This is a genomic window from Spiroplasma endosymbiont of Sarcophaga carnaria (assembly GCF_964019595.1).
Taxonomy (GTDB): Bacteria; Bacillota_I; Bacilli_A; order Mycoplasmatales; family Mycoplasmataceae; genus Spiroplasma; species Spiroplasma poulsonii.
Window position 1 is genome coordinate 823,149 of the sequence record NZ_OZ026456.1, and the last position, 12,268, is coordinate 835,416.

At 29.2% G+C, this 12,268-nt stretch carries 11 protein-coding genes and 1 riboswitch; of the genes, 4 read left to right on the plus strand and 7 right to left on the minus strand.

The window, feature by feature from the left end; genetic code table 4:
• Nucleotides 1-44: 44 nt before the first annotated feature.
• Nucleotides 45-1,094, plus strand: a complete 1,050-nt coding sequence (locus tag AACK91_RS04840) for a rod shape-determining protein (protein ID WP_338964657.1) — start codon at nucleotides 45-47, stop codon at nucleotides 1,092-1,094.
• A gap of 251 nt (nucleotides 1,095-1,345) precedes the next feature.
• Nucleotides 1,346-2,404, plus strand: a complete 1,059-nt coding sequence (locus AACK91_RS04845) for a rod shape-determining protein (protein WP_338964659.1) — start codon at nucleotides 1,346-1,348, stop codon at nucleotides 2,402-2,404.
• Between the two features lie 122 nt (nucleotides 2,405-2,526).
• On the opposite strand, the gene AACK91_RS04850 is transcribed toward AACK91_RS04845, so the two are convergent.
• Entirely contained in the window at nucleotides 2,527-3,489 is a 963-nt protein-coding gene (locus AACK91_RS04850; RefSeq protein WP_338963247.1) for an IS1/IS1595 family N-terminal zinc-binding domain-containing protein, read from the minus strand.
• Between the two features lie 238 nt (nucleotides 3,490-3,727).
• On the opposite strand from AACK91_RS04850, the gene AACK91_RS04855 reads away from it, so the two are divergent.
• Both AACK91_RS04855 and AACK91_RS04860 read left to right on the plus strand, forming a co-directional pair.
• A complete protein-coding gene (locus AACK91_RS04855) occupies nucleotides 3,728-4,774 on the plus strand; it encodes a rod shape-determining protein (protein ID WP_338964661.1) in 1,047 nt (348 codons plus the stop codon).
• A gap of 70 nt (nucleotides 4,775-4,844) precedes the next feature.
• Entirely contained in the window at nucleotides 4,845-5,903 is a 1,059-nt protein-coding gene (locus tag AACK91_RS04860; RefSeq protein WP_338964663.1) for a rod shape-determining protein, read from the plus strand.
• 65 nt (nucleotides 5,904-5,968) lie between these two features.
• Here the strand turns inward: AACK91_RS04860 and AACK91_RS04865 are convergent, their stop codons facing one another.
• The 6 genes from AACK91_RS04865 to guaB all read right to left on the minus strand — a co-directional run bounded on the left by AACK91_RS04865 (nucleotide 5,969) and on the right by guaB (nucleotide 11,946).
• Nucleotides 5,969-6,739, minus strand: a complete 771-nt coding sequence (locus tag AACK91_RS04865; protein WP_338964665.1) for a TatD family hydrolase — start codon at nucleotides 6,737-6,739, stop codon at nucleotides 5,969-5,971.
• Between the two features lie 9 nt (nucleotides 6,740-6,748).
• Nucleotides 6,749-8,092: a tRNA uridine-5-carboxymethylaminomethyl(34) synthesis GTPase MnmE gene (gene mnmE, locus AACK91_RS04870; protein WP_338964667.1), complete on the minus strand. Its 1,344-nt coding sequence runs from the start codon at nucleotides 8,090-8,092 to the stop codon at nucleotides 6,749-6,751.
• Between the two features lie 472 nt (nucleotides 8,093-8,564).
• Nucleotides 8,565-9,842: a membrane protein insertase YidC gene (gene yidC / locus AACK91_RS04875; RefSeq protein ID WP_338964670.1), complete on the minus strand. Its 1,278-nt coding sequence runs from the start codon at nucleotides 9,840-9,842 to the stop codon at nucleotides 8,565-8,567.
• Between the two features lie 15 nt (nucleotides 9,843-9,857).
• Nucleotides 9,858-10,175 (minus strand): ribonuclease P protein component, encoded by a 318-nt coding sequence (rnpA, locus tag AACK91_RS04880; RefSeq protein ID WP_338964673.1) that lies wholly within the window; start codon nucleotides 10,173-10,175, stop codon nucleotides 9,858-9,860.
• Nucleotides 10,176-10,217: 42 nt separating this feature from the next.
• Entirely contained in the window at nucleotides 10,218-10,352 is a 135-nt protein-coding gene (rpmH, locus tag AACK91_RS04885; protein WP_338964675.1) for a 50S ribosomal protein L34, read from the minus strand.
• A gap of 148 nt (nucleotides 10,353-10,500) precedes the next feature.
• Nucleotides 10,501-11,946 (minus strand): IMP dehydrogenase, encoded by a 1,446-nt coding sequence (gene guaB, locus AACK91_RS04890; RefSeq protein ID WP_338964677.1) that lies wholly within the window; start codon nucleotides 11,944-11,946, stop codon nucleotides 10,501-10,503.
• A 61-nt stretch (nucleotides 11,947-12,007) separates the two neighbouring features.
• Nucleotides 12,008-12,106, minus strand: a riboswitch (purine riboswitch).
• Nucleotides 12,107-12,268 lie beyond the last annotated feature (162 nt).

Consider the following 12,268-nt stretch of genomic DNA (forward strand, 5'->3'; position numbering starts at 1 on the left):
ATAATGATAAATTTTAAATATAGGAGTAGGAGGCAAAAAGAAATATGGCTAATTATAAATTTGGAAAAGATTACTCATTTTTAGCTCTAGACCTAGGTACAGCTAATACAGTAGCATATGTTTCGGGACAAGGGATTGTTTATAACGAACCTTCAATAATGGCATATGACACCTTAAGTAACTCATTAATTGCCTTAGGGAACGAAGCATACAAAATGGTTGGAAAAACACATGAACATATTAGAATGGTAACACCTTTAGTTGATGGCGTTATTTCAGATATGGATGCTGCCCAAGATTTATTAAAACACATTTTTAGTAGATTAAAATTATCAGGAATTTGAAAAAATTCACTAGTAATATTAGCATACCCAAGTGGAGTTACAGAATTAGAACGTGGTGCTTTAAAAGCAATCGCAAAAGATATGGGAGCAAGTTACGTTTTAGTTGAAGAAGAAGTTAAACTAGCAGCATTAGGGGCTGGTTTAAACATCGGATTAGCACAAGGAAACTTGGTAATCGATATTGGTGGAGGAACAACTGATATAGCAATTATTTCAGCAGGTGATATTGTAATTTCAAAATCAGTTAAAGTTGCTGGAAAACACTTAGATCAAGAAATTCAGAAATACATTCGTGCCGAGTATAATGTTTTAATTGGAATTAGAACTGCCGAACAAATTAAAAAAGAAATTGGAGCATTAGTTAAAATAATTAATGAAAAACCAGTTCGTGCCTTTGGGCGTGATATTATCACTGGATTACCACGTGAAGTAATGATTAAACCTGAAGAAATTAAAAACGTTTTATTAGCAACATTTTCAAGAATTACAGACTTATTAGTTGAAGTATTAGAACAAACACCACCTGAATTAGCAGGAGATGTTATTAGAAATGGAATTACAATTTGTGGAGGCGGAGCTTTAATTCGTGGAATTGTTAAATATTTTGAATCAATTTTCCAATTAAAAGTAAAAGCTGCAAATGATCCGTTAATGTGTGTAATTGATGGCGCTAAAACATATGAAAAAAACTTAGGTGCTGTAATTGAAAGAATCCAATTGTTAGAAGCAAATGAATACAAAATTGCATAAAAATTAAAATTATATTAAGATTATACTTTTTTTTCTAACAAGAGCATAAAATAAAACAAAACACCAAAAAAAAAAAAAAAATTAAATTGTTGTTTTTAATTGCAAATTGCTCTTAATTTTATATATAATAAAATTACTTGATATTGAATTTTTTATTACTATTAGGGGGTTTAATATTTAAGAAAATTATTATGTTATTTATTATTGCTATGTTTTTAAATAAGCAATAAACGGAAGGAGACATTTTAAAGATGGCAATATCAGACGTATTGAAAAATACATTCAACATCTCACCAAAGCCACCTCGTAAATTTATCGCTATAGATTTGGGGACAACTAATTCGATCGCTTATGTTGCAGGGAGAGGTATTATTTTCAACGAAGCATCAGTAATGGCATATGAAATTGGAACTAATAAACTAATTGCATTAGGAGATGGTGCTAAAAAGTTGATTGGGAAAACTCATAATAAAATTGAAATTTATACACCATTACGTAATGGAGCAGTTACAGACTTAGCTATTGCTGAAGAATTTATTCAGCAAATAGGAAAAAAGGCAAGGGTGACTGACTTATGAAAGAATGCTATTGTTTTAATTGCATGTCCAAAAAATGTTACAGACTTAGAAAAACGAGCAATAATCCAAATGTGTAAAAATATTGGTGCAGATTTTGTTAAAATTGAAGAAGATTCATTAATGGCTGCTCTAGGAGCCGGAGAAAACATTTTTGCACCAAAAGGAACTTTTGTTTTAGACATTGGTGGTGGAAAAACAAGTTGCGCTATTATTTCAGCTGGTGGAATTGTTGAAAGCAAATCAATTAAAACAGCCGGAAATTATATTGATGAAGAAATTTTAAAATACATCCGCGCTAAACATACAATTTCAATTGGAGTTGTGACAGCAGAACAAATCAAAAAACAAATTGGATCATTATATAAAACAAAAGAAAACAAAAAAATGATTATTTTTGGAAGAGACGTTGTAACAGGAATGCCAAAAGAAGCGGAAATTTTAGATTCAGAAATTAGAAAGTTATTAATAAGTGTTTTTTCATCAATTACACAATTAATAACTGAAGTGTTAGAACAAACACCCGCTGAATTAGCTGGTGATGCTGTAGCTAACGGTATTTTAGTTACTGGTGGATGTGGACAAATCGCAGGAATTAAAGAATTTTTATCAGATTATTTCCAAATTCCAGTTCGTATTGCTAAAAATGCCGAAACATCTGTTATTGATGGTTGCATTGCATATGAGAAAAAAATTAGAGATGGATTAATTGAAGAAAACAAAAAAAATAGATAAACAAATGTTTATCTTTTTTTTACTTTAATTTTGTCGAAAACTCTTGATGAAATAAAAAAAATCATCAATATGACAATTTGAAAACTAATTTTGTGTAAGATTATGATTTTGCTTTAAATTTTTTAAACGTTAAAATATAATACCGTTGATTGTTGGTTTGGTGTTAAACCTTTGTGTTGGTATTTTCATTTTCAGAGCTTTAAATAATTTTGAATATTAGTGAAACCCAAACCATGATAATGAATTAAGGCTTCTTTAAGACTGGATTGTAATTTACTAATCTTATTTAACTTTTGATAACTAGTATCAGGGTTTGTACTAGTTTTGGTGGAATATAGAGTAGAATTTGTTTGTTTTGCTACTAATAAATATAGTGGTTGCATATCAGAAATAATTATTGATTTTTCTTTAATTAGTTGCTTATTCATATTTTCAATAATCCATTGTTTTTGTAATCTTTTGGTATTGGTGGATTGAACAAAAATATTATTATTGCTATCAACTGCCATTTGAATACAGCATTTGGTATCAGTTGAAAATGGATCGAGATGAGTTTTTCGTTTATCAAATTTATCTTTAAAATTGCCTTTATGAATTTCTTTAATAAATGTTTCATCCATTTGGATTTGACCATTTAATTTTTTAAATTTTAACTGTGTATTTTCTAATTGTTTTGATTGCATTAATTTTTGTCGATTATATCAAGCGGTTTTTGGGGTTGTTTTAATAAAACGAGAAATTATTTTACTAGATTGTCCTAACAATGAAATTTGAATTAATAAATTTCACTGTTCATAATTTAAATGACTTCAATAAGTAAAATGATGACGAAATGCATCAAAACTAGCACGACATTTTTTACATAAATATTTTTGTTTTCCTTCGGAATTATGACCATTTTTAACACAATGAAAAGATTTGCAATTAGGACATATAATGCCTTTATCTCTAAATTTTTGATCAATTTCATTTAAACGTTTTTGTTTTTTAATTAAGTCTGCTTGTTGTTTTATTTTTTCATAAAATTCTAAAAATTGATCATCTGTTAAGCTATTTATTAATTCTGTAATTATTTTTTTCATCATTTATTTACCTCTATATATTAAAAATATACCTAATTTTAGGTATATTTTATAAATATCAAGAGTTTTCGACAAAATTAAAGCAATATTTTTGAAAGAAAAGTTTAAAAATATGTTATAATTATTTTGTATTGTATTCTTTATTTACAATCAAATACAGAATTGCAATTCATTTTTACTGATTAATCAAATATATTAATCTAACAAAATAAATTAAGAAGAAACAGGAGGACAAAATTACATGGCTTTATTTAATAATAGCACAAAGAAACCAGCTTTCGTTTCTATGGACTTAGGAACTGCTAATACATTAGTGTATGTTTCGGGTTCAGGAATCGTTTATAACGAGCCTTCAATTGTTGTTTACAGAATTAAAGAAAACAGAATTATTGCTGTAGGTGCAGAAGCTTACAAAATGATTGGAAAAGGAAACAAGTCAATTCGTATTGTTAGACCAATGGTTGATGGAGTTATTACCGATATTCGTGCAACAGAAGCACAATTAAGATATATTTTCACAAAACTACGTATTACAAAACAATTAAAACATTCAATTATGTTATTGGCTTGTCCAGCAGTTATTACTGAATTAGAAAAAGCTGCCTTGAAAAAAATTGCAATGAACTTAGGAGCATCTAAAGTTTTCGTTGAAGAAGAAGTTAAAATGGCTGCTTTAGGTGGGGGTGTTGATATTTACAAACCTGCTGGAAACTTAGTTGTTGACATGGGTGGAGGAACAACAGATATTGCTGTTATGGCCTCAGGAGACATCGTATTATCTAAATCAGTTAAAGTTGCTGGAAACTATTTAAACGATGAAGTACAAAAATTCATCCGTTCACAATATGGTCTAGAAATTGGATCAAAAACAGCTGAACAAATTAAAATTGAAATCGGATCATTATCGAAATATCTTGATGAAAGAAGAATGAAAGTTTACGGACGTGATGTAGTTTCAGGATTACCAAGAGAAATCGAAGTAACACCAGAAGAAATCCGAGAAGTATTAAAAGTACCTGTGTCAAGAATTATTGACCTAACAGTACAAGTGTTAGAAGAAACACCACCTGAATTAGCAGGAGACATTTTCCGTAATGGAATTACAATCTGTGGGGGTGGAGCCTTAATTAAAGGAATTGACCGTTACTTTACAGATACATTACAATTACCATCAAAAATCGGTGAACAACCATTATTAGCCGTTATTAATGGAACTAAAAAATTCGAATCAGACATCTTTGATATCTTAAGATTAGAATCAATGCATGTAAAAGAATTAAATTACTAAAATAGGCTATTAATAAGTTATTATTAATATAACTATGAATAGTTATTAAATTGTTAAGGAGGACAAAAACGTGAGACCAGAAACTAGACCATTTATTTCTCTTGACTTAGGAACTGCTAATGTTTTAGCGTATGTTTCAGGACAAGGTATAGTCTACAATGAACCATCATTAATGGCTTATAACAATAAAACTAATAGTTTAATTGCCTTAGGAAAAGCTGCCTATGATATGGTTGGAAAAACACACGGGGATATTAGAATGGTAACACCATTAGTAGATGGAGTTATCGCAGATATGGAAGCTGCACAAGATTTATTAAAACACATCTTTTCAAGAATGAAAATGATGAACATTTGAAAAAATGCTATTGTATTATTAGCATGTCCAAGTGGAGTTACAGAACTTGAAAGAGACGCTTTAAAAAATGTTGCTAAAGAAATGGGTGCTGAATTAGTTATTATCGAAGAGGAAGCTAAAATGGCCGCTTTAGGAGCAGGAATTAATATTGAATTACCTCAAGGACACTTAATCATTGATATTGGTGGGGGAACAACTGATATAGCAATTATTTCAGCAGGTGATATCGTAGTTTCAAGATCAATTAAAGTTGCTGGAAACCACTTTGACGATGATATTCGTAAATACATTCGTTCAGAATACAACATTGCTATTGGGCAAAAAACAGCTGAAGATGTTAAAAAATTCATTGGTTCATTAGTTAAATACCATAACGAAAGATCAATGCAAATCTATGGACGTGATATTGTTTCAGGATTACCAAAAGAAGCAAAAATTAGTTCAGAAGAAATCAGAAATGTCTTATTAAATGCATTTTCTAAAATTACAGACTTAGTAATTGAACTATTAGAAAATACACCACCTGAATTAGCAGGAGACATTATGAGAAACGGAATTACAGTTTGTGGCGGAGGAGCTTTAATTAGAAATATTGATAAATACTTCTTTGATATCTTCCAATTACCAACAAAAACTGCTTCAGATCCATTAAATTGTGTTATTGAAGGAACAAAAATCTTCGAAAAAACAATTAAGAAAAATATCGAAAATGGTTTGTATAATTTCCAAGAAAAAGGATTATTATCATCATTAGGTAAAAAAAGAAAATAAATTGAAACAAAAAAAATATTAGAGCAATCTAATATTTTTTTTGTTTCAATTTTGTTATTTAAAAATTATTCAATATTAAATAATTTACGGGCATTCTTATTCGTAATACGAATCATTTCTTCAACTGGCATACTTTTTAATTCTGCTAGTTTTTTAACTGTATACATAATGAATTTAGGATAATTTTTTTGCCCACGGTATGGATCAGGAGTTAAATATGGCGCATCTGTTTCAACCAAAATTTTATTTAATGGTACCATTTTAGCAACTTCACGTAACCGGTCGACATTTTTAAAAGTAATATTTCCTGCAAATGAAAGATAAAATCCTAAATCTAAAAATTTTTCTGCCATTTCAATTGTTCCATTATAACAATGCATCAAACCATTTTTAATTTTTTGTGTTTTTAATATTTCATAACAATCTTCATAAGCATCACGACAGTGAATTGCTACAGGAAGGTTGTGCTCCTTTGCTAATTCAAGTTGTTTGATAAATCAATGTTTTTGCAAGTCTGGTGAAACATTCTTATGGTAATAGTCCAATCCAATTTCACCAACAGCAATTACTTTATCGCTATTTAATAACTGATCTAATTTTGTTAAATCTGTCGCACCATATTCAGCAACACCTGTTGGATGAATTCCAATTGTTGCAAAAACATTATCATATTGCATTGCATGGCGAACTGCTGCTTTACTCGTTTTTAAATCATATCCAACATTATTAAGCCGGTAAACACCACTGATTTTGGCATCAGCAATAATTGCTGAAGTCTCTTCGTTTTCATATTCATGTGACATTAAATGACAATGTGTATCAAAGATTCCTTGCATATTTTCCTCCTATTTTCCTAGGCAATATCTACTAAAAATTGTTGTCAATAAATCATCTTCATAATTTTCGCCTAGAATCTCACCCAATATTTCCCAAGCCTCATGTAAGTCAACATTAATAATGTCAACCGGAAATCCACTCGTAGTATTATTATATGCATTTTTTATTGAATTTGCTACCTTCTCTAACAAAGAAATTTGTTTTATATTTGACAAAACTAACTGATCATCCTTAATAAGATGTTCAGTGTTATATAATATTAAAATCTTATCAATTAATGCTTTAATATCCCGGTTTAAAGCAGAAATACCAACTAAACGCTTATCTACGTTGGGTTTATTAACATTAGGTAAATCAATTTTATTTAAAACTAATAAATACTCTTTGTTTTTAATTAATGCTTTGACGTCAGCATCTAATTCAACTAAATCCAAAACATTATCGGCAACAACTAAGACTAAATCAGCATTTTCAACTTGTTGTCGTGCTTTTTCAATTCCAATTTGTTCAATTTTATCAACTGTTTCACGTAATCCAGCAGTATCAATAATGTTTAATGTTAGCGGTCCTAAGTTAATTTTTCCTTCTACAATATCTCTTGTTGTTCCTGGTATCTCCGAAACAATCGCTTTATCTTCATTCATTAAAGCATTTAGTAATGAGGATTTTCCCACATTTGGTTTTCCAAGAATTAACACATTAATTCCCTCATTAATAATTTTCCCAACTTTACTAATTTTAACTAAATCATTGATTTTTTGTTCTAAAACAAATAACCGTTGATTTAATTCTTGTGTTGTTAAGTCACCAACTCCATCATACTCTGGATAATCAATATTTACTTCAATGTTGGCAATAATATCTAATAATTCATCACGATAAGCACTAATTAAGTGTGTATTTTTATTCTGTAAATTATTTAAAGCTATTTTAGCACTCGTATCATTTGTCGCGTTAACCAAATCGTTAATTGCATCGGTTTGGACTAAATTAAGCTTCCCATTTAAAAAAGCTCGTTGGGAAAACTCCCCGCGGTTAGCTAATCATGCCCCATTCTTTAACAATAACTTAATAATTTTATTAGTAACCAAAACACCCCCATGACAATTAATTTCAATAATATCTTCACCAGTAAATGAATTTGGCTTTTCAAAACAAACTAAAATAACTTGATCAATTGTTTCTTTACCATTGATTAAGTAACCATAGCAAACCTGGTTTCCACTAGGAACTACTGCTTTTGAAAAGATTTTATTAATAATTTTATAACTATCAGGCCCTGACATACGAATAATTGAAATTGCTTGTTTTACCATCGCCGTTGCTGGGGCAACTATTGTATCTTCAAACATTTTTTTGAAACTCCTCTTTGCTGTGCTAAATTATATCAAACTTTAAAACAGAACCTAACCATTATTTCTTATTGCTATATTTAATAACAATTTGACGGGCATTTTCTGGCCCAATTGATTTTGAAATTTTCGACTAATATATGTATGTAATAGATTTTCTAAGATAAAAATAAACTCAAAGACATTAATATTAGGGGTTAAATCTTTGACATCTAACATAATTAGAATTTGTTTATTATGATATGAAAAAGACATCTCATAATCTTTTGATAATAAGATATCTTCAATGATAATTTTTAAACGCTCTTCACAAAAAGTAATAATATCATCAATCTCAAAAAGAGTTTTACATGTAATCGTTCAAAAAAAATGTTTTTTGTAAATAATTCCGTTTTATAAAAATATGTTTTCGATGAACTATTTAAAAATTTTTTGAATTTTTTTTGTGATTTAAATTCTTTAACAAAAAGCATTATTCTTTATTTTTCTTCTTACTATGTAAAGAGAATTTTGATTTTTTTGGTTTTGTTTTTATTGGGTTATAAGAAACTTTATTAGCTTCACTTGTTTTTATTGGTTTTGTTTTTGTTACTTCAACAACTTCTGCATTACCAATTGTTGTTAATTTTGGTTTACGAATAAATAAATTCTTAATTTTTTGTCATAATGATTCACTATTTTTATTTTTTTTGCCACGTTTTTTAATTCGTAAGAAATGAAACCCTAAAGTCTGTAAAATTTGAATTACCGCAGAGAAAATCCAATAAATAGCAACCCCTGACGCAATCGAAATTGTAACTACAAAGAAAACAATAATCATTACCCCTTGCATGATAAACTGACGCTTACGGGCCTTTTTCTGTTCTTTTGTAATAACTTTTGTTTTACGAAGGTTTAAAATCGTTGGTAAGATCATTGACAGAACTTGAATTGGTAAATAAACAAATAATAACGCTAAATATACATAATTTCCACTCGTAATCATATCTCAGGGCTTTTCAATTAAAGAAATTTGCCCAATTGTTGCCATTTTTAACTCGCGAGTTGCTCGCACAACGGTATACATCGCAATTAAAAATGGAATCGATAAGAATGACGAACCAATTGTCGATAAGGGGGAAAATCCTTCCTTCCGATATAATTGCATCATTTCCATTTGTTGTTTTTGTTTAGCAGCAGGATCCTTTGAACCTTTATATTTTGCTTGGATTTCTGCTTGTTTAATTTGCATTAACTGCATTTTATCTTGATTACGCTGGGCTTTTCAACTAAACATTAAAGTAATTAACCGAACAATTAACGAAGTTAAGAAAAGTGCTCCAATGATTCCAGCTCCATTATCTAAACCACCAAATCCATAAATTAAATTAACTAAAATTCAGGCAACTGGAAAAACAAAACAACCATAAAACGGTGACGTTGTTTTTACAAAAGCATCACCCCATGTTCTAATAGCTAAATAAGGATATTCAAATAATTGTCCATTTTCAAAATGAAAAAAGTGTTCTTTTCCGACATTAGTTTTTCCTAAAATAATTTCAAAGAAAACTCCTGGTTTATATACTCTTTGGCCAGAAACATCTAAAATTTGGGCTGTTCCAAACTTAGGAACCATCATTTGTCCACAGCCTCATAACATTGATATAATTAAAAAAAGATACAAAATTAATTTTGTTCATTTTCAGGCAATTGAATATCAAGGTTTTCGTGTTCTTTTCCCATCTGAGAAAATATAATCACGATAGTTCACTATTACGCCTCCTTTTTACATCTTGATTTGGTTTAATAAAACTTTTTTATTAACTAAGTAACTACTACTAAAATATGGTTTTCTAACAATAATAATTTGATCATAACCTTCTGTAGTTGAAAAATCAAATGATAGCATAGTTCTAATTTGTCTTTTTGCTTTATTTCTAACAACAGCATTTCCTAATTTTTTACCAACGGATATTCCAAAACGATGATAATTAAGATCATTTTTTTTAAAATAAATAAAATAAGTGTTAGTTTTAATAAAAGAACGATTATTTATTATTTTTTGAAATTCATAATTCTTTTTAACAATAAATTTTTTTTTCACATTTTTACACAAATAGAAAAATAAAGTATATTACCAACTAAATTAAGCTGATAATACTTTTCTTCCTTTCGCTCTTCTTCTACTTAAAACTTTAGGGCCTGAAGCTGATTGCATTCTTGCTCGAAAGCCATGTGTCCGCTTATGTTTAATTTTGCTTGGTTGTCATGTTCTTTTCATTGCTAGCACCTCCTTATAATACAAATTATTAAGATATCACATAAATAATATATGAATTAAAAAGAAATATCAATTAAAATAATATTTTTTTAAAAATATTAGATATTTTAAAACCTGATTTAAAAAAATCAGGTTTTAAAAATTAATCTTATTTTGTGTAATTTGGTGGTTCTTTTGTAATTGCAATGTCATGGGGATGTGACTCTTTTAAACCATTATTTGAGATTTCAACAAATTGTGCTGTTTTTTGTAATGTTGCAATATTTTTGGCACCACAGTAACCAAACCCACTTCGTAACCCACCAATAAATTGGAAAAGAATATCACTTAATTTTCCTTTTAATAAAACACGACCTTCAACCCCTTCGGGCACTAATTTACGGTTCTTATCTTGAAAATAACGATCAGCACTACCCTTTTTCATTGCTGCTAAAGAACCCATTCCCATATATGTTTTATATTTTTTACCTTCAACAATCATTTCTTCACCAGGTGCCTCCAGAGTTGCCGCAAAAACTGACCCCATCATAACCGCAGCACCGCCAGCTGCTAAAGCTTTAACAACATCACCAGAGTATTTAATACCGCCATCAGCAATAATGGGAACCCCTTTTGGTGCACAAACTTCATAAACATCATTAATAGCTGTAATTTGGGGAACTCCAACGCCAGCAACAATTCTAGTTGTACAAATGCTTCCTGGCCCTACTCCTACTTTAATTGCATCAGCACCAGCAGCTATTAAATCTAGTGCTCCCGCTCCTGTCACAACATTTCCAGCAATAAGTTCCGGGGTTGGAAAAGCCTTTTTGATTTTGCTAACCATCGTAATAATTCCTTGACTATGCCCATGAGCAGAATCAACAACAATCACATCAACACAAGCAGCAACAAGTTTTTCAACTCGTAACAAAGTGTTTTCATCAATTCCAACAGCAGCGCCCACTCGTAACCGTCCTTGATCATCTTTACAAGCATTAGGATACTCATCACGATTATTAATATCTTTAATTGTGATTAATCCTTTTAAAATATTTTTAGCATTAACAATCGGTAATTTTTCGATTCGATTATTTAATAAGATTTCTTTTGCTTGCTCTAAATTAATTTTTTCATGAGTTGTAATTAAATTTTTTACTGTCATAAAATCAGCAACTGGTGCTGATAAATCATGGCAAGCTCGAATATCACGATTTGTAATAATCCCTAATAATTTATTTTCTTCATCAACAATTGGCAATCCTGAAATGCGATATTGTGCCATAATATTTTCAGCATCTTGAACAGTCATTGTTGGTTTTAAAGTAATTGGATTAATAATAAAACCTGATTCATTTCGTTTTACTTTTTCAACTTCTGCTGCTTGTTCATCAATTGATAAATTTTTATGAATAATTCCAATTCCACCTTCACGAGCAATTGCAATTGCCAATTTTGATTCAGTAACCGTATCCATTGCTGAAGATAAAAAGGGAATATTTAATTCAATATTTTTTGTTATTTTAGTTCTTAAATCAATTTGATAAGGTAAAATATCTGATTTTTGTGGAACTAATAATAAATCATCAAAAGTATAAGATTTTTTAATTTGCATGTTTTTCTCCTCCAAAAGATTTAATACAAAATTGAATAAAAGAAACATAGTCTTAACAAATTAAAAATAAATTAAGAACTATAGTTAATTAATTTAGGGTTGACTGTAGAGACACCAGACCATATTTCTAGTATATATAGGAAAATATATTATAGTATTAAATTATATTGATTATAACAAAAAATTAGAAGGGAACCAACAAAATCTACATTTAAATTGTTTTCCACAAAGAAAAATTTTAAATCACAAAAATTGTTAATAATGTGGAAAAAGATATAATTATTCAATAAAAATAAGCGTTTTATAAAAAAATATTATATGT